Raw genomic sequence first — 19055 nt, forward strand, 5'->3', positions numbered from 1 at the left:
GTCTAGCGCCCCATCATCCTGACATCGGCGATCGCACCGGCAATGGCCGAGGCCGCCGCACTCGCGGGGCTCGCCAGATGGGTCCGCGCGCGCGGCCCCTGCCGGCCGACGAAGTTGCGGTTCGAGGTCGAGACCGAGCGCTGCCCGGGCGCCACCACCTCGCCATTGGCGGCCAGGCACATCGAGCAACCCGGCTCGCGCCACTCGAAGCCGGCCTCGATGAAGATCTTGTCGAGCCCTTCGGCCACCGCCTCGCGCTTGACGTTCTCCGAGCCCGGCACCACCCAGGCGCGGACCCCGGCGGCGACCTTGCGGCCGCGCGCGACCTCGGCCGCGGCGCGCAGATCGCTTAGGCGGCTGTTGGTGCAGGAGCCGATGAACACCCAGTCGACCGGCGTACCGGCGATCGGTGCACCGCCTTGCAGGCCCATATACTCGAGCGCGGTCTCGATCGCGGCGCGGCGTGCGGGATCATCGACCGCCTTGGGATCGGGAATGACGCCGTCGACGCCGACGACGTGCTCGGGGCTGATGCCCCAGGTCACCTGCGGGATGATCTTTTCAACGTCGATCACGACCTCGCGGTCGAACACCGCGTCGGGATCGCTCGGCAGTTCGCGCCAAGCCTTGACCGCGAGACCCCACATCTCGCCTTGCGGCGCATAGGGACGGCCGCGCAGGAATGCGAAAGTCTTCTCGTCCGGCGCGACCATGCCCATCTTGGCGCCGAGCTCGATCGAGAGGTTACAGATCGTCAGCCGGCCCTCGATCGGCAGCTCGCGGATCGCACTGCCGGCATATTCGACCGCGTAGCCGGTGCCGCCGGCGGCGCCGATCTGCCCGATCAGCGCCAGGATCATGTCCTTGGCGGTGACGCCGAGCGGCAGCTTGCCCTCGAACCGCGCGCGCAGCGTCTTCGGGCGCTTCTGGATCAGCGCCTGCGTCGCCAGCACGTGCGTGAGCTCGCTCGATCCGATGCCGAAGGCGAGCGCCCCCAAGCCGCCATGGGTGCAGGTGTGGCTGTCGCCGCAGACGATCGTCGCGCCCGGCAGGCTCAGGCCGAGCTCCGGCCCGATGACGTGAACGATGCCCTGGCCGGGCTGGTCGACATCGAACAGCGTGATGCCGCTCGCCGCCGTCTCGACCCGCAGCGCGGCCAGCAATTCCATGCCGATCTTGCTGGTCCCGGCGCGGCCGGGCGCGGTCGACAGCGCGTGATCCGGCGTCGCAAAGGTCAGCTCGGGATTGTGAACCTTGAGACCGCGGCTCTTGAGATCAAGCAGCCCGCGCGAGCCGCCGAGATCGTGTAGCAGATGGCGGTCGATGTGAAGCAGGTCAGTGTCCTCGCTCAGGCGAGCAATGACATGCTGATCCCAGATCTTGGCCAGCATCGTACGACCGGTCTTTTCCAAGACGGTCCTCCCTTCGGCTTCTTGAGGCCAGCGGCGGCGCTGATCGCCGCTTCGCGCGGCTTACGTTGCGCATCAAATCACGCAGTCGACCGCCCGGCCAGAGCCGAGTGAGGAGCATGAGATGGAGGGAGGGCTGCGCTGGTGCAGCTTGACAACGCCGTAGCCCGGATGGAGCGAAAGCGAAATCCGGGCTACGAATCTAGCCTCAGTATCCGCAGCGTGAGCCAAGCCTCACGACGCCAGCGCTTCCTCCGGCATCACGGCCGACAGATGCTGGCTCTCGGCAACGGCGCGGTTGGTGATGCGGCCGCGATGGACGTTGAGGCCGGCGCGCAGATGCGGATCCTCGACCAGCGCGCGCAGTCCCTTCGAGGCCAGCGCCAGGCCGAACGGCAACGTGGCGTGGTTGAGCGCGTGGCTCGAGGTGACCGGCACCGCGCCCGGCATGTTGGCAACGCAATAATGCACGATATCATCGACCAGATAGGTCGGCGCCTGGTGCGTGGTCGCCTTCGAGGTCTCGAAGCAGCCGCCCTGGTCGATCGCGACATCGACCAGCACCGCGCGGCGCTTCATGCCTCCGAGCTGTGCGCGCGAGACAAGTTTCGGCGCGCTGGCGCCGGGCACCAGCACCGCGCCGATCACAACGTCAGCGGCGAAAACCTCCTGCTCGATGGCTTCCAGCGTCGCGTAACGGGTGCGGACGCGTCCGAGGAAGAGGTCGTCGAGCGCGCGGAGCCGCGGCAATGAGCGGTCGAGGATGGTGACGTCGCTGCCGAGCCCTGCCGCCATTCGCGCCGCGTGGGTACCGACCACGCCGCCACCGATGATCGCAACGCGCGCCGGCGGAACGCCCGGCACGCCGCCGAGCAGCTTGCCCATGCCGTCGGCGGACTTACGCAAGGCGGCGCCAGCGGCCTCGATCGCAAGCCGGCCGGCGACTTCGCTCATCGGCGCGAGCAGCGGCAGCCCGCCATGCGCATCGGTCACGGTCTCATAGGCGACCGCGGTACAGCCGGAGGCAATCAGCCCCGTGGTCTGCGGCACGTCGGGCGCAAGATGCAGATAGGTGAAGAGGATCTGGCCCTCGCGTAGCCTGCTCCATTCGGATGGCTGCGGCTCCTTCACCTTCACGACCATCTCGGCAACCGAGAACACCTCTTCGGCGGTATCGGCTATCCGTGCTCCGGCCTGGGTGTAGACGTCATCGCCGGCACCGATGCCGTCACCGGCCCCGCGCTGGACCACGACTTCGTGGCCATGCGCCACGTATTCCCGCACCGAGGCAGGCGTCAGCCCGACCCGATATTCCTCGACCTTGATTTCCTTGGGCACGCCGATGCGCATGATCCGCTCCTTGAAGCATTGGATTCGTTTCCGCCGCCCTCCAGGCTATGCCCCGTCACACGGCGTTTCTCAGCGAATTCCGGCTTGCTCACAACCAAATACGCTCATATCCTTCGCACTTGGCTCGGCTCTCGAAGGAAAACTGCGTGGACGGTTTCGATCGTATCGATCTCAGGATCCTTGCCGAGCTGGTCGCCGATGCTCGCGCGAGCCAGATCGAGCTTGCCGAGAAGGTCGGGCTGTCGCCGACCGCCTGTGCGCGGCGCATCCGTCATCTCGAGGAGATCGGCGTGATCCGGGGCTACCGGGTCGACCTCGAACCGACGGCGCTTGGCCTCGTGACGACCGTCGTTGTCACCATCACGCTGGAGAAGCAGAGCGAGGATTATCTCGCAGCCTTCGAGGCCGCGATCGCGCGCTGCCCCGACGTCGTGTCCTGCCATCTGATGTCGGGCAGCGACGATTATCACCTGCAGGTGATCGCCCGCGACATCGCCGACTTCGAGCGCATCCACAAGCAGCATCTGTCGCGGATGCCGGGCGTCGCCCGCATCCATTCCAGCTTTGCGATGCGCGAGGTGGTCCGCCGCACCATTCCAGAAACCGCCCTGCGCGGCTAAACGCGCGCTAGACGGTCAGGATGGATGGCGGCTCACGCGCGGCCACATCCGCGCCAGCGTCTCATCCTTCTTGACGACGACATGCCAGAGCGTCGCGGCGACATGCAGCGCGACCACGCCGTAAACGAAGTAGGCAAGCACGCCATGCGCAAGCTCGCCCGCTTCCGCGACCGCCTTGTTGTCGGCGAACAGGCGCGGCCAGCTGAAGGTCCAGAAATAGCGCAGCGAATAGCCGCCGGCCGACGAGAACATGTATCCGGTCACCGGCATCACGAACAGAATTGCGTAGAGCGCCCAGTGATTGAGCCGTGCGGCGATCCTGACCAGCGGCGAGTATGAGCCCGGCTCCGGCGGCGCCGTGGTCGCAGCCCGCACCATCAGCCGCAGGATCGCCAGGAAGAACAGGGTGACGCCGAGCGACTTGTGCACCTCGAGCAGCTCGCGCCGCGGCGAAGTTCCCGCCGGCTGCAGCCCGCAATAGAGCCCGATCAGCATCGCCGCGATGAACAGCACCGCGGTTGCCCAGTGAATCCGGCGGAGCAGCGGATCGTAGCTGGGTGTCATCTCCATCGTCACGGGGTGCCTTCGTTGAAGCCAGCCCACGCGGGTTCGGCCGTTAAGGAAGGCCGTTCATAGAGGATCGCGCGGAACCTGCCTACCGGCGCGAGCGTCAACTTCGATCACGATCGCGAAGGCCGGAGGGTTCGTCTCTCCCGTCGTCATTCCGGGATGCGCCGAAGGCGCAGGCCCGGAATCCATCGGGCCGCCGCGTTGCGGTCGAATGGATTCCGGGCTCGCGCTTCGCACGCCCCGGAATGACGAGAGGAGGTTTGGTGGGCCGCTCCTGTCACAAACGCCGCGCTGTCACAAACGCTGTCACAATCGGAGCCCGCCCGGCCCCGTGCCACACGCATTTTTTAGTCGTGATTCGCCACCTTCTATGACAGAATTACTACAACTCGATATCAGTTCGGTTACACGCGGAGCGGTGAATGAGCATGGAGTGGCGGGCGCGGCCGGTTACGCTGGCGTGGTCAAATCCAGTGGTCCGGTGGTGGGGCTTCCTGAGCCTCGTCAGCGCCGCCAACATCGCGGTGTGGTTCGCGCTCTACCGCCAGTTCCATGAGCAGGCCAATGGCAGCTTCAGCAACACCTCCGGCATCGGCCTGATGATGCTGCTGTGTGCGGCCTACGTGTTCGGCTGCGCGTTCCGCTCGGTGCTGCCGCGCGCCGACGTGCAGCGCATTTGTCTGTTCGATCACTGGCTATCGAGCGTCGTGGTCGGCCGCACCGTCGCCACCATCGCCGAGGTCTGCTTCGCCGCGCAATGGGCGATCATCCTGCATCAGCTCGGCACCATGACCGGCGCCGAGACCACCGTGACCATCGCCTGGGTCATCGTGCCGCTGATCGTGATCGCGGAATGCTTCTCCTGGTACGCGGTGCTGACAACGCATTATCTCTGCAACGCCATCGAGAACTCGATCTGGGCCGTGGTGTTCTTCCTGGTCGGGATCGCGCTATGCCGGCTGCTGCCGGAGTTTCACGGCCCGGTGCGCTGGGCCTTCATCGTCGCGATCGTCGGCATCGCCGCCTTCCTCGCCTTCCTGATGACCGTCGACGTGCCGATGTACCTGAATCGCTGGCGCGCCAATCTCGCGGCCGGCGGCACCCTGCTGCATCCGCTCGAGGGCCTGCGCGACGTCAGCCGCCGCTGGGTCGTGACCCACGACATCGCCGAATGGCGCGAGGAGATCGCCTGGATGTCGCTGTATTTCAGCATGGCGGTTTGGTCGAGCCTCGCGCTCTGCGTCGGCTATTCGCTCGAGGACCAGCTGCCGCGCTACCGCACCGAGCCCGCGATCGTGGCGACGACGCCGGCGATCGTTACGACACCGGCAGCGCAGCACACCGCGACGATCGACGCTGCGGCACCGTCGCAGAATTGATCCAAGCAAGCCGCGCGCGGCTTGTAGCCGCGAGCGCTTTCGGAGTAAGGCAGGAGCATCCCCGCTCCTCCGTCATCGCGTTCCATGCCCCGCATCACCATCATCGAAACCGGGCTCGTCAGCCCGCAATACCGCGAGCGCCACGGCAGCTATCCGCAGATGTTCGAGCGGATGGTTGCCAATTCAGATCCGTCGGTGACCTCCGACGTCGTGAGCGTCGCCAAGGGCGAGGCGTTGCCGGATCCGGCCACATTGGACGCGATCCTGATCACGGGATCGGCGGCAGGCGTCTACGACGATGTCGAGTGGATCGCGCCGCTCGAAGCCTTCGTGCGCACAGCCCATGACAGACATGTTCCGATGGTCGGCGTCTGCTTCGGTCATCAGCTGATCGCGCAGGCGCTCGGCGGCACCGTGCGCAAATCGGACAAGGGTTGGGGCATCGGCCGTCATGTCTATCAGGTCGCGCCGGACAACGGGCTGCTCGACGGCGAGACGATCGCAGCGGCCGCCTCGCATCAGGACCAAGTGATCACGCCGCCCGCCTCCGCGCGCACCATCATGTCGTCCGACTTCACCCCGCATGCCGGGCTGCTCTACGCCAACGGCACGACGCTGTCGGTGCAGCCGCACCCGGAATTCACCGTCGACTATGCCGACGCGCTGTGCGACCTGCGCCGCGGCCTCGCGCCCGACGCTGTCGTCGACGCCGCCAAGGCATCGCTCACCGGGCCGCTGGACCACACGACGCTCGGCGGCGTGGTCACGCGCTTCCTCACCGCCAAGCGCCCGGCGTAAGATTGCGGCCTCAGGTCATGCTGCCCGGCATGAAGCAGCGCACCCGCGGGTGGCCGTCGATATAGTGTTTCCACACCATGGTTCGGCCGATCTTGTTCGGCTCGGTGATCACGGCCTCGCTCGGCACAACCACCCATTCGTCGTCGATGTGCACGCGATAATGGCCATGATCCGACTCCCAGTCGGGGTCGGCGACCACATATCCGTCGGCATCCGAACAGCATTGTCCGTAGCCGCTGTGCAGGCTTTCGAACCAGGGTTTCAGGGGTGAATTGGCGTAGCGGCCGTCGTCGCGCGCCAGGGTCGGCGATGTCAGCGACATCGCCGCAAGCAGCAGTACCGCACGTGTGATGACGTGCATGTCGTCGTCTCCGTCAATGTCGATCCAGCTATGGGCGCACATCACCTCCTGTTCGCCGGCAACACGGCCGTTCCGGGCGAAAACACGACGAATCGGCGCCCCAGCACCTTGCATTGAGCTATGCAAGAGCGACGCCAGACTGCATTCCGGGAGACTACTGGCGACGAAAGTATGGGGTATGCGGACTGTCGCGTGCCACGCGCGGCCCCCTCACGCCGCCACCTCAAGCGCGAGCTTTCGCCTTTCACACAGCTCGATCAGCGGCCGGCCGCGGCGACCTCGGAGACGAGCGGCGGTGCGCTGCGCGACGCCGCCTGCAGCGCGCAATCGACGAACCGGCGCGGCAGGAGCGAGGCGTTCGAGCGCATCGCCACCAGCATGCGGCTCTCCGCATCCGGCGTGTCCAGCGCTTTGGCGACGACGTTCATGACGCCGGCCTGCTGGTAGCACGACGGCAGGATCGAGAGTCCGATCCCGGCCGCGACGAGGCTGAGCACCGTGCGCAGCTCATGCGCCTCCTGCGCGATCCGCGGCGCGAAGCCGGCGCGCCGGCACAGCATCGCGGCCTGATCGCCGACGCCGCAGCCGCTCTCGGCCATGCCGACGAATTCGTACTCGGCAAGGTCCGCGACGCCGAGCTTGCCGGGTACCGCAGCCAACGGATGATCGATCGGCAGGAACACCATCAAGCGGTCGCGCCAGACGACATGAACTTGCAAGTCAGCTGCGGGCCGGAAGTCCAGCGGCGGTCGCATGATCGCGACGTCGAGCTCAGCGTCGGCCAGCGCCTGCAGCTGCTTGGCCGTCGACATGTGCCTGAGCTCGATCTTCACCCGCGGATAGCTGCCGCGAAAGCTGCGGAACAGTTCGGCGAACATGTCGAGCATCGGCACCGAGTCGGTAAAGCCGACACGAACGGCGCCGGCCTCCCCGCGCGCGGCGCGGCGCACCGTCTCCGACGCAAGATCGAGCTCGCTGACGGCACGCCGTGCGTGCTCAAGCAGCAACTGGCCGGCCTGGGTGAGCTCGACCGCGCGCCGCGTCCGCGACAACAGCCTTGTGCCGAGCTCCTCCTCCATCGCCTTGATCTGGGTGCTCAGCGGCGGCTGGCTGACATGCAGCCGCTTGGCGGCGCGGCTGAAGCTGAGCTCTTCGGCCACCGCGATGAAGTAGCGAAGCTGCCTGTAATCCATCGCTTATTCCGTTTCCCTATAAGTGGCGGGTCAAAGCGGTATTTGACCTCCCACGGCCGTTTCCCGATCCTGGCGGCAAAACGCCGATGCTCCAAGGGGCAACACGCGCAGCCGGTCAGCCATGCGAAATCGCCGCGAATAACAGGCGCTCCGCCCGGTTCGGATCACAGGCGCGATAACAACAAGCAAGGGAGGAATCCAATGGACCAGGCGTCCGTCAGCGAACTCGAACAGCAAACCATCCGCCGGGTCTATTGGCGACTGATCCCGATCCTCTTCGTCATGATGTTCTTCAACTATCTCGACCGCATCAACCTCGGCTACGCCGGGCTGACCATGAACAGGGACCTCGGCCTCAGCCCCGCAATCTTCGGCTTTGCCGCCAGCATCTTCTTCCTCGGCTACATGGTGCTCGAGGTGCCGAGCAATCTGATGCTGCACTGGCTCGGAGCGCGGATCTGGCTGGCGCGCATCCTGATCACCTGGGGCCTCGTCGCCACGCTCACCGCCTTCGTCTGGAATCCGCTCAGCCTCTACGTGATGCGGTTCGGCCTCGGCGTCGCCGAGGCCGGCTTCATGCCGGGCGTGGTGCTTTACCTCACCTACTGGTTCCCCTCGCGCTACCGCGCCCGCGCGGTTGCCGGCTACATCATCGCGGGTTCGTTCTCTGCCGTCTTGGGCGGGCCGATCTCGACCAGCATCATGACCTGGTTGGACGGCGCGGCCGGCTTGCATGGCTGGCAATGGATGTTCATCGCCGAGGGCGTGCCGACCATTCTGCTCGGCCTGTTCACGCTCTATTATCTGACCGACAGTCCCGCCAAGGCGAACTGGCTCACCAAAGAGCAGGCCATCTGGTTGGAAGGCGAGCTCGCCGCCGAGCGGGCCGAGATCGAACAGCAAGGGCAGCACAGGTTGGTCGAATGCGTGCTCGACATCCGCGTCTGGCTGCTGGCGGCGCTGTTCGGCTGCGCGCTGGTCGGCATCTACGGCCTCTTGCTGTGGTTGCCGCAGATCATCAAGGGCATGGGCGATCTCAGCAACATCGAGGTCGGCTTCCTGTCGGCGATCCCGCCGCTGCTCGGCGTGGTCGGCACCATCATGGTCAGCCGCAGTTCGGACAAGACGGGCGATCGCAAGTTTCATCTTGCGGCCGTCTATCTGCTTGCCGCGGTTGCCATGCTCGGCAGCGCCTATGTCGCGAGCCCGGTGCTGGCCTTCATGTTCCTCTGCATCGTCGGCTTCAGCCTGAACGCCGGCAATCCGCTGTTCTGGAGCATCAACGCCTCGCTGCTGACCGGGGCGGCCGGCGCCGCCGCGATCGCCATGGTCAACACGCTGGCCCAGTTCGGCGGACTGATCGGCCCGTGGTGCATCGGCCTGATCAAGGACTCCACCGGAAGCTTCTCCTGGGCGCTGGTCGGCATCGCCGGCTTCCTGTTCGTCGCCTCCGCCATCGCCGCCACCATGCGCGTCAAACCGCGCGAGACGGAACTTTCGGGCGCGATCCCGTCATCCGTCGCACACTGATGACCCAGCAAGGAAGCAACCATGATCATCGACTGTCACGGCCACTACACCACCGAGCCGGCCAAGCTGCAGATCTTCCGCGACAAGCAGCTCGCCGGCCTCGCAGACAGATCGCGCCGGCCGCTCACCACCAATCTCGGCATTACCGACGACGAGATCCGCACCAGCGTCGAGGGCGCGCAGCTCCGCCTGCAGAAGGAGCGCGGCACCGACGTCACCATCTTCTCGCCGCGCGCCGCCGGTATGGCGCACCATGTCGGCAAGGAAGCGACCAGCCGGGAATGGACCACGATCTGCAACGACCTGGTGCACCGGGTCTGCACGCTGTTTCCGCAGAATTTCGTGCCCGTGTGCCAGCTCCCGCAGAGCCCCGGGGTGCAGCCCAAAAACTGCATCGAGGAGCTGGAGCGTTGCGTGACGCAGCTCGGCTTCGTCGGCTGCAACCTCAATCCCGATCCCGCCGGCGGTTATTGGTGCGATCCGCCGCTATCAGACGAATGGTGGTATCCGCTGTATGAGAAAATGGTCGAGCTCGACGTGCCGGCGATGGTCCATGTCTCGTCGTCCTGCAATCCGTGCTTCCACGGCACCGGCGCGCATTACCTCAACGGCGACACCACGGCCTTCATGCAGTTCCTGACCTCGGACCTGTTCAAGCGCTTCCCGACCCTGCGCTTCATCATCCCGCATGGCGGCGGCGCGGTGCCCTATCACTGGGGCCGCTACCGCGGCCTCGCACAGGATATGAAGCTGCCACCGCTGTCGGAGCATCTGTTGAAGAACGTATTCTTCGACACCTGCGTCTATCATCTCCCCGGCATCGAGCTGTTGACCCGGGTGATCCCGGTCGAGAACATCCTGTTCGCCTCCGAGATGGTCGGTGCGGTCCGCGGCATCGACCCTGAAACGGGTCATCACTTCGACGACACCCGCCGCTACATCGATGCGCTGCCGCTGAGCACGGAGGACAAGGCCAAGATCTTCGAAGGCAATGCCCGCCGCGTCTATCCTCGCCTCAACGCCCATCTCGACCGCCGCGCGCATTGAGCGATCGCGCCGCCAACACACCGGAGAAAACCGATGGCCATAGGATTTGCTATTCACAAGGCGAAGCGGAAAGTCTCGTCCGACCTCGTCGCGCGCTACCGCACGCTGCCGGTCGCCAATATCAGCGATTCGATGTCGCGGATCGCCGGCACCAACCGGCTGCGGCCGATGCATAAGGGCGGCTGGCTGGGCGGTCCGGCGCTGACGGTGAAGACCCGGCCCGGCGACAATCTGATGGTGCACAAGGCGATCGACCTCGCCCAGCCGGGCGACGTCATCGTGGTCGATGCCGGCGGCGTCCTGGTCAATGCCATCATCGGCGAGATCATGTCGACCCTGGCCGAAAAGAAGGGCGTCGCGGGTTTTGTCATCGACGGCTCGATCCGCGATGCGGGCGCGATCCGCGCCGGATCGTTCCCGGTGTTCGCCGCCGGCGTCGCCCATCGCGGGCCCTACAAGGACGGCCCGGGCGAGATCAATTGCGCCATCTCGATCGACGGCATGATCGTCGAGCCCGGCGATCTCATCGTGGCCGACGACGACGGCGTGCTTTGCGTGCCCCATGACGATGCCGAGGCGATCTGCAAGCTGACCGAGGCCAAGAAGGCGAGCGAGGAAAAAGCCATCCAGCAGATCCTAGCCGGTACCAGCGACCGCCGTTGGGTCGATGAGGCCCTGCACCGCCTCGGCTGCGAGTTCAAGGACTGACCAACTCGCTGCCCAGGCGGCGGGATGCCTGTCTCTTGGGCATAAATTGGCGAGAATCGCTGTCGCGCAGCCGGTTGGCGGGTCCGTCGACCGGCATCGGGAATTTTCCCGATTATGGATGGAAAAGAATCCCGCCCCTCCGGGACACATCTTGTTTGCCAAAGCAAACGCGCTCCCCCAGTCTCGGGACCAAGGTTCGTCGGGGATAAAAGCCGAACCGGGACAACAGGGTGGGCGTTATGGCTGGTACGTTGTTGCGTGCGGCAACACGGTTTTTGTCTGGTTCGGTCACGACGCGCGGCGCTGCGGCCGTGCTCACCGCCATCGGAGCCGCATCGCCGCTGACGATGGTGCAAGCCCAGACCTCCACCCCGACGACCGAATTACCGCCGGTCACCGTGATTGCCCCCTCGCCGCTGTCGGGTACGCGCAGCATCAAGCCGTCGTCTCGGCCGGTGGCGCGAACCTCACGAACCGCCCGAACACGGGCCGCGCCCGTGCAAACGGCCGCGGCGCCGGAGGGCGGCGCCGGGGTCCCGGGCCCCTCCAAGCGCGATTCGAGCCTGCTCGACCGTGACAAGATCCCGTCCAATACCGAGGTGCTGACCTCGGCCGATTTCAGCCGCAACTATTCGACGAACTTTCTCGACTCGGTGGATCGCAAGCTGCCCGGCGTCACGCTGACCGACCAGACCGGCAACCCGTTCCAGCGCAATCTCGACTACCGCGGCTTCACTGCCTCGCCGGTGCAGGGAACGCCGCAGGGCATTGCGGTCTATCAGAACGGCGTGCGCATCAACGAATCCTGGGGCGACGTGGTCAACTGGGATTTCATTCCCGAAAAGGCCATCGACCGGGTGTCGCTGGTGCCCAACAACCCCGTATTTGGCCTCAACGCGATCGGCGGCGCGCTCAGCATCCAGATGAAGAACGGCTTCACCTATCAGGGCTCCGAGACCGAACTGTTCGGCGGCTCCTACGGGCGCGTGCAGGGCAGCGTGCAAGCCGGCGGCCAGCGAGACAATATCTCGGCCTATGCCGCATTCGAATCCGCCTATGATCGCGGCTGGCGCGACTACGCCAATTCCTCGCACGTCAACCGCATGTATGTCGACGTCGGCGCGCGCAACGACGACACCGAATTCCACGTCAATTTCACCGGCGCCAGCAACCTGCTCGGCAACGTCGCCGCAACGCCGGTCGAGATGCTCAACCAGCGCTGGTCGAGCGTCTACACCTGGCCGCAGTCGACGCTGCTGCAGCTTGCCTTCGTCAACGCCACGCTGAGCCATAATTTCTCGGACACCTGGTCGTTCCAGGGCAACGCCTATTTCCGCGGCTTCCGGCAGACTCATGTCGACGGCAACGGCACCGACGTTGCGCCCTGCGACGATCCCACCACCTTGTGCATCGGCGACGGCCTTCCGGTTTTCGGTCCGGCGGACGGTCCCGCGACCCCGAACACGCTGGGTAACGCTTTCCTTGGCGAAATCGATCGCAACCGGGCCGCGACCAACAGCTTCGGCGGCACCGCACAGCTGACGAATTCGGACAAGCTGTTCGGGCTCGACAACCACGTCGTGATGGGCGTCAGCGTCGACCACGGCAACACCAAGTTTACGGCGACCAGCGAGCTCGGAACAGTCGACCCGAACAACCTGTTCGTGTCCGGCACCGGCGTCTTCATCAATCAACCAGACGCCGGCCTCAGTCCGGTCGACCTGCGCGCCACCAACACCTACACCGGCGTCTACCTCACCGACACGTTCGACGTGACGAACAGGTTCTCGGTAACAGCCGGTGGGCGATTCAACTACGCCCAGATCGATTTGCACGACCAGACGGGGACCAATGACCTGCTCAACAGCAGCAACCGCTTCCAACGATTCAATCCGGTGATCGGCGGCACTTACAAGATCACCCCGAGCCTCACCGCCTATGCCGGCTATTCGGAAGCCAACCGCGCGCCGACGCCGCTCGAGCTCGGCTGCTCCGATCCCAACCATCCCTGCATGATCGACACCTTCCTGGTGGCCGACCCGCCGCTCAAGCAGGTGGTGTCGCACACCGTCGAGGCGGGCCTCCGCGGCAGCTGGGGCCGCGATGCCAGGACGGGCGTGCTGGGCTGGGGGTTGGGCGCGTTCCGCACACTGTCCGACGACGACATCATCCAGGTGGCGAGCCCGCTCGGCGTCAACAATTTCGGCTTCTTCCAGAACGCCGGACAAACCTTGCGGCAAGGCATCGAGGCCAAGCTCGACTATCGCCTCGACCGCTGGAACGCCTACGCCAACTACACCTATGTCGACGCGACCTATCGAAGCGCGATCACATTGTCCTCGCCGAACAATCCGAATGCCCTGACCAACGAGGCCGGCGCGCAATTCGTCAACGTCAAGCCGGGTGACCACATCCCGGGCATTCCTGCGCACCGCTTCAAGGCCGGCGTCGACTACAACGTGACCGATGCCTGGAAGGTCGGCGCCGACCTCAACGTCGTGGGCAGCCAGTGGCTGATCCATGACTACACCAACCAGAGCCCGAAGGTGCCGGCCTACTCGGTCGTCAACCTGCACACGTCATATCAGATCACGAAGAACATCGAGGTGTTCGGCCTGATCAACAATGTGTTCAACCAGCACTACTATCTGAGCGGCGCGTTCTATCAGACCGGCGGCTTTACCAGCGCAGGCGGTCTGCCCAACCTGATGGCACAGCTGAGCGACCCCCGCACCTTCGTGCCCGGCATGCCGCTCGCCGCGTACGCCGGTATCAGGGCGAAGTTCTAGGAAGTCCTGTGGGAGCGCAGCGCCGTCTTGATCTCGTCCTTCTTGGTTCTGGTTGAAGTTCTGGTTGGATCAGGACCGCAACACTGCGGTCTTGCGCTGACGCGCTCTATTCGTGTCGCGCTAGCGGCCGCCGAACAGAACCGGAGACTGGCCGGGCAGCAGCTGTGAATGGATATCGCTGTCCATGCGTTCCGCCCCTTGCTGGGTTAAACCGGCTCCGAACGACAGGGTAACGTTTGAGGTCGGGCGGAACTCGACGCCCGCACGTGCGCTATACCCGGCGTTGACGCCGGGATTGCCGCTGAACGGCGCCAGCGGGCCGCCGGCGCCGGGAGGATTGTATTTCAACGAGTCGAACCCGGCGAAGAACGTCACGGGTGTGTTGCCGAAACCCTTGAAATTGTAGCCGACCTGCGCACCCTGATATTCGAGCGAGCCGAATGCCGCCGATTGGCCAAGCGCGCTCCAGCCGGCGCGGCCGCCTTCGCCGCCGATGAACCAGCCGTCCGGACGGCCGTTCAGGTACGAGAAGTCGCCGCCTTTCGCGGCGGCCGCGTCAAAGCCCGGAAAGTTTCCGTAGGTATCCGCCTTCTGACCGTCGGCCAGGCTGCCGCCGAAGCCGAACAGCGAGCCCGGCGTCCAATAGCGCACAGGTCCGGCCTGAGCGTTGGCCTGCTGGGCGCCGAGGCAGAGCACTGCAGCGATGATGGCGAGACCGGATTTGCTTGCGAAGATCGACATTCGGGAGACCGTCACTTGTGCCCGCGAACTATACCCTCCGGAGGTCGACTACACCAGCGTGGCGCTTCGGCGCGACGGCCCCGCCTCTTGCCAATCAGGCGACCACCCCTTATGTACAAGCCTCCTTTGTAGAGCGAGCGATCCAGGTTTCCAACATGCGGCAGTCACAGCGAGCATCAGTGCTGATGACGGGAGGGCTAGTGCCCTCGTCCGCCGCCATTCTGCTTTGGACCTGACCTCACGTCACACCTGACATTGGAAGGCAGCCCGGAGCGGAAGCGGCTCCTGGCGCCGAGCGGGCTCTCGCGGTGCCTCGAGTCGTGCAAACCCAGCACGGGAGCTCGAACACCACAGGTGTCCCATGGCCAAAGAGAAGTTCATCCGCCTCAAGCCCAACTGCAATGTTGGCACGATCGGCCACGTGGATCATGGCAAGACGACGCTGACGGCAGCGATGACGAAGGTTTCAGCCGATCTCGGCTGGGGCGCGTTCGTCTCCTATCAGGACGTTGCCAAGGCGTCGGCCGCGCAAGGTACGCGTGACGATTCGAAGATCCTGACGATAGCAACGAGCCACGTCGAGTTCTCGACGGCGGCGCGCCACTACTCGCACGTCGACTGCCCGGGCCACGCCGATTATGTGAAGAACATGATCACGGGTGCGGCGCAGATGGACGGCGCGATCCTGGTCGTCTCGGCCGTCGACGGACCGATGCCGCAGACGCGCGAGCACATCCTGCTCGCGCGCCAGATCGGCGTGCCGCGCATCGTGGTGTTCCTGAACAAGTGCGATGTCGCCGACGATCCGGAGCTGGTCGATCTCGTCGAGATCGAGGTGCGCGATCTGTTGTCGAAGTACCAGTACGACGGCGACAACGCGCCGGTGGTGCGCGGGGCGGCGATGGCGGCGCTGCGCGGCGAGCACGGCCCGCTGGCGGATCAGGCGATCCTCAAGCTGTTCGAGGCACTCGACAACTACATCGAGGTCCCCGAACGGCACCAGGATCGTCCGTTCCTGATGCCGATCGAAGGCGTGCAGTCGATCGCCGGGCGCGGCACTGTCGTGACCGGGCTCGTCGAGCGCGGCTCGATCAGGATCGGCGACGAGGTCGAGATCGTCGGCCTCGGCGAGACCCGCAAGTCGGTCGTGACCAGCATCGAGAGCTACCGGAAGATCCTCGACCAGGGGCAGGCCGGCGACAATGTCGGCTGCCTGCTGCGCGGGATCGACAAGGCTCTCGTGCAGCGGGGTCAGGTGCTGGCGCATCCGGGCGGTGCGTCGCCGCACCGGACCTTCCGCGCGGAAGTATACGTGCTGACAAAGGATGAAGGCGGCCGTCACACGCCGTTCTTCGCCAATTATCGTCCGCAGTTCTACTTCCGAACCGCCGACGTCACCGGCACCGTCCAGCTCGCTGACGGCGCCGAGATGGTGATGCCCGGCGACAGCGCCGAGTTCACGATCGAGCTCAACAAGCCGATCGCGCTCGAGGCGCGGTCGCGCTTTGCGATCCGTGAAGGCAGCCGCACCGTCGGTGCCGGCGTCGTGACCGCGATCGTGGAGTGAGGAATGGGGGCCTGGCGCGCGCCGGGCCCCCATTTTCAACGCTGCGATGTTGCATAATCGTCCGGACGGCTGGAAATCGATCAGGCCGCTCGGCAATGCGGATTGACAGGCTGGCAGGTTTTCGAAAATGTGCGACACCGCGTCGCACATGCCGTCCGGCGGTCTTGTGACCTCACGGCGCGGGAATGGCGGCGTCATGAAGTGGTTTCGCTCGAACATCAGGCACGGGGCTCGGCTGGCGCTTTTGGCGCTGTCGATCCAGTTCGTGCTGTCGTTCGGGCATTTTCACGCCATTGCTCCGGCGCGGGCCACAACGTCGGCGGCGGCGCACGTCGAGAACGCTTCGCGCAACGCGCCGCGTTCAGCTCCGGATACCGATCAGGCCGCGGATCTCTGCGCCATCTGCGCCGTTGTGGCGATGGTCAACTCGGCGACGCCGTCGCCGACGCTGCCTCCACTGCAGCTGCCGGATACCGCAGCTCTGCTCTCCTGGCGCATCGACAATCATGCGGCCCCGCTCGACCTCGGCCGGCTGCACTATCAGCCGCGCGCACCTCCGATCTCCTGAACTCCGTGCACGACTGAACGTCGAACGCGGCCATATGTCGGCCGCGGTTCGATCAATGGGGAATTTCGCCGTCGCGGATCGACGGCGGGCTGGACCGCATCCTTCGGAAGGATCCGGATCGTGGCCTCGCGAGATCGGGAACCAACATGTCAGCACACATCCGACGGCACGCCGCCGCAGGCGCGGCTTCACTTCTGGTCTGCGGGATGAACGGCGCCGCCTTCGCGCAGACCACGGCGCCGACAACCAAGCTTCCGGACATCACGGTGACAGCGCCGCAACATCGCGCCGCGCCGTCCGGACCGAAAAAGCCGAGGACCCGCGTTGCGACCGGAGGCGGCCACCGGGCGCGACGAGCCGCTGCGGTATCGACGACGCCGGAATCTCCGGAGCAGTCCCAGGCTCAGGCCGTTGCTGGCCAGAACACACGGCTCGACCAGGCCCGCGCCGCCCTGCTCGCGCCGACCGGCGCAAACAGTTACCAGATGAGCCGGCAGGCGCTCGAGTCGTTGCCGCAGGGCACCAACACCACCCTCGACAAGGCGCTGCTGCAGGCGCCGGGCGTCTCACAGGATTCCGCCGCAAGCGGCGAGCTGCACGTGCGCAACGAGCACGCCAACCTGCAATACCGCATCAACGGGATCATGCTGCCCGACGGCGTCGGCGCCTTCGGCCAGATCATCGACACCGGAATCGTCGGCAGCATGGCGCTGATCACCGGCGCGCTGCCCGCGCAATACGGCCTGCGCACCGCCGGCGTGCTCGACATCCAGACCAAGGCCGATGCCTTCAACAATTCCGGCAGCATCAGCGTCTATGGCGGCAGCCATGGCAACTTCACCACCAGGGTCGACTATGGCGGCACGACCGGGCAGACCCAGTATTACGTCTCCGGCCGCTATTTCGGCAGCGATGTCGGCATCGAGAACCCGACGCCGGCCTATAGCGCCATCCACGACCGGACCGATCAGGAGAAGGGCTTTGCCTATGTCTCGACCGCGATCGATCCGACCAGCCGGCTGACCTATATCGGCGGCGTCTCCAACGGCGCCTATCAGATCCCCAACAATCCCGGGCAAACCCCGGCCTTCACCGCCTACGGCGTCTCGAACTTCGATTCCGCGCTGCTCAACGAGCGGCAACACGAGTTCAACCAGTTCAACGTCGTGGCCTATCAGAAGTCCGGCGACGGGTTCGATTACCAGGTCGCCTATTTCAATCGCTACAGCCAGCTGCACTTCATGCCGGATCCGGTCGGCGATCTCGTGTTCAACGGCGTCGCGTCGGACGTCTATCGCCAGAGCTTCATCAACGGCATCCAGGAGGACACCTCCTACCGGCTGGGCTTCGCGCACACGCTGAAGTTCGGCGTCGCGTTCAGCGCCGAGCGTTCGCTGGTCAACAACGGCTCGACCGTGCTGCCGCTCGACGACACCGGCAACCCCATCGATGCGCCGCTGTCCGTGTTCGATACCAGCGCCAAGACCGGATATTTGTTCTCCACCTACATCGCCGACGAATGGAAGATCACCAACCAGCTGACGCTCAATGCCGGCCTGCGCTTCGACCAGATGTGGCAATATGTCGATGCCAACCAGCTGAGCCCGCGGATCAGCCTGACATGGAAGCCCTACGATGGCACGACCTTCCACGCCGGCTATGCCCGCAACTTCACGCCGCCCGAGCAGGTGCTGGCGGCCCCGACCAACCTCTCGCTGGTGCAGAACACGACGGCGGCGCCGGCGACCACCGCCAATGACCCAGTGCGGCCGGAGCGCTCACACGTGTTCGACATCGGCGTCACGCAGAAAGTTGATGCGATCCCCGGCCTCGAAGTCGGCATGGACGCCTACTACAAGATCGCGACCGACCTGCTCGACGACGGCCAGTTCGGCCAGGCTTACGTTCTCACCGCCTTCAACTATGCGAAAGGCACCAACGAGGGCGTCGAGCTGACGGCGAGATACGACCACGACAATCTGCATCTCTACGGCAATGTCTCGATCGCAAGACAGGTCGCCACCCAGGTCGTCTCGAACCAATATCTGTTCGATCCGGACGAACTGGCCTACATCGCCAACAACTACGTCAACACCGACCATGCCCAGACGCTGACCGCATCGGTCGGCGGCTGGTACCAATGGCGCGATACCAAGTTCAGCGCGTCGGTGATCTACGGCTCAGGCTTGCGCGACGGCTTTGCCAATACGGGCACCGTGCCGCCCTACGCGCAGGTCAACGTCGGCGTCTCGCACGATTTCAACATCGTCGCACCGAACAAGCCGACCACGCTGCGCTTCGACGTCGTCAACCTGTTTGACACCGTCTACCAGATCCGCGACGGCTCCGGCATCGGCGTGTTTGCGCCGCAATACGGCCCGCGCCGCGGCTTCTATGCCGGCATCACCCAGAAGTTCTAGCGAGG

At 65.3% G+C, this 19055-nt stretch carries 16 protein-coding genes; 10 read left to right on the forward strand and 6 right to left on the reverse strand.

What is annotated here, in order from left to right:
- Nucleotides 1-2: 2 nt before the first annotated feature.
- Nucleotides 3-1412 carry a 3-isopropylmalate dehydratase large subunit gene (gene leuC, locus ACVISU_RS11700; protein ID WP_456707042.1) on the reverse strand — a complete coding sequence of 470 codons (1410 nt, stop codon included), beginning with the start codon at nucleotides 1410-1412 and terminating at the stop codon, nucleotides 3-5.
- Between the two features lie 231 nt (nucleotides 1413-1643).
- Nucleotides 1644-2759, reverse strand: a complete 1116-nt coding sequence (gene ald, locus ACVISU_RS11705; protein WP_050401654.1) for an alanine dehydrogenase — start codon at nucleotides 2757-2759, stop codon at nucleotides 1644-1646.
- Between the two features lie 146 nt (nucleotides 2760-2905).
- On the opposite strand from ald, the gene ACVISU_RS11710 reads away from it, so the two are divergent.
- Complete coding sequence (locus ACVISU_RS11710; protein WP_456707043.1) at nucleotides 2906-3379, forward strand: Lrp/AsnC family transcriptional regulator; 474 nt, start codon at nucleotides 2906-2908, stop codon at nucleotides 3377-3379.
- A gap of 15 nt (nucleotides 3380-3394) precedes the next feature.
- Here the strand turns inward: ACVISU_RS11710 and ACVISU_RS11715 are convergent, their stop codons facing one another.
- A complete protein-coding gene (locus ACVISU_RS11715; RefSeq protein ID WP_456707044.1) occupies nucleotides 3395-3943 on the reverse strand; it encodes a cytochrome b in 549 nt (182 codons plus the stop codon).
- 434 nt (nucleotides 3944-4377) lie between these two features.
- Between ACVISU_RS11715 and ACVISU_RS11720 the strand changes: the two genes are divergently transcribed.
- Complete coding sequence (locus tag ACVISU_RS11720; protein ID WP_456710809.1) at nucleotides 4378-5328, forward strand: hypothetical protein; 951 nt, start codon at nucleotides 4378-4380, stop codon at nucleotides 5326-5328.
- Nucleotides 5329-5412: 84 nt separating this feature from the next.
- Entirely contained in the window at nucleotides 5413-6126 is a 714-nt protein-coding gene (locus ACVISU_RS11725; protein ID WP_456707045.1) for a type 1 glutamine amidotransferase, read from the forward strand.
- 10 nt (nucleotides 6127-6136) lie between these two features.
- On the opposite strand, the gene ACVISU_RS11730 is transcribed toward ACVISU_RS11725, so the two are convergent.
- The gene (locus ACVISU_RS11730; RefSeq protein ID WP_050401715.1) at nucleotides 6137-6487 is read right to left on the reverse strand and encodes a hypothetical protein; all 351 of its coding nucleotides are present in this window, start codon (nucleotides 6485-6487) and stop codon (nucleotides 6137-6139) included.
- A 257-nt stretch (nucleotides 6488-6744) separates the two neighbouring features.
- Nucleotides 6745-7680, reverse strand: coding sequence for a LysR substrate-binding domain-containing protein (locus tag ACVISU_RS11735; protein WP_456707046.1), 936 nt, complete (start codon nucleotides 7678-7680; stop codon nucleotides 6745-6747).
- Between the two features lie 201 nt (nucleotides 7681-7881).
- Between ACVISU_RS11735 and ACVISU_RS11740 the strand changes: the two genes are divergently transcribed.
- From ACVISU_RS11740 to ACVISU_RS11755, 4 genes are all read left to right on the forward strand, one after another.
- Nucleotides 7882-9210: an MFS transporter gene (locus tag ACVISU_RS11740; RefSeq protein ID WP_456707047.1), complete on the forward strand. Its 1329-nt coding sequence runs from the start codon at nucleotides 7882-7884 to the stop codon at nucleotides 9208-9210.
- Between the two features lie 21 nt (nucleotides 9211-9231).
- Nucleotides 9232-10257 (forward strand): amidohydrolase family protein, encoded by a 1026-nt coding sequence (locus ACVISU_RS11745; protein WP_050401649.1) that lies wholly within the window; start codon nucleotides 9232-9234, stop codon nucleotides 10255-10257.
- Nucleotides 10258-10290: 33 nt separating this feature from the next.
- On the forward strand, nucleotides 10291-10965 hold the full coding sequence (locus tag ACVISU_RS11750) for an RraA family protein (protein WP_050401648.1): 675 nt from the start codon (nucleotides 10291-10293) through the stop codon (nucleotides 10963-10965).
- 239 nt (nucleotides 10966-11204) lie between these two features.
- A complete protein-coding gene (locus ACVISU_RS11755; RefSeq protein ID WP_456707048.1) occupies nucleotides 11205-13754 on the forward strand; it encodes a TonB-dependent receptor in 2550 nt (849 codons plus the stop codon).
- Nucleotides 13755-13874: 120 nt separating this feature from the next.
- Here the strand turns inward: ACVISU_RS11755 and ACVISU_RS11760 are convergent, their stop codons facing one another.
- A complete protein-coding gene (locus ACVISU_RS11760) occupies nucleotides 13875-14495 on the reverse strand; it encodes a hypothetical protein (RefSeq protein ID WP_050401647.1) in 621 nt (206 codons plus the stop codon).
- Between the two features lie 361 nt (nucleotides 14496-14856).
- On the opposite strand from ACVISU_RS11760, the gene tuf reads away from it, so the two are divergent.
- From tuf to ACVISU_RS11775, 3 genes are all read left to right on the forward strand, one after another.
- Nucleotides 14857-16062 (forward strand): elongation factor Tu, encoded by a 1206-nt coding sequence (gene tuf / locus ACVISU_RS11765; RefSeq protein WP_456707049.1) that lies wholly within the window; start codon nucleotides 14857-14859, stop codon nucleotides 16060-16062.
- Between the two features lie 196 nt (nucleotides 16063-16258).
- A complete protein-coding gene (locus ACVISU_RS11770; protein WP_456707050.1) occupies nucleotides 16259-16630 on the forward strand; it encodes a DUF2946 family protein in 372 nt (123 codons plus the stop codon).
- Between the two features lie 146 nt (nucleotides 16631-16776).
- Nucleotides 16777-19050: a TonB-dependent receptor gene (locus ACVISU_RS11775; RefSeq protein ID WP_456707051.1), complete on the forward strand. Its 2274-nt coding sequence runs from the start codon at nucleotides 16777-16779 to the stop codon at nucleotides 19048-19050.
- Nucleotides 19051-19055 lie beyond the last annotated feature (5 nt).

The organism is Bradyrhizobium sp. USDA 4452, assembly GCF_054063575.1.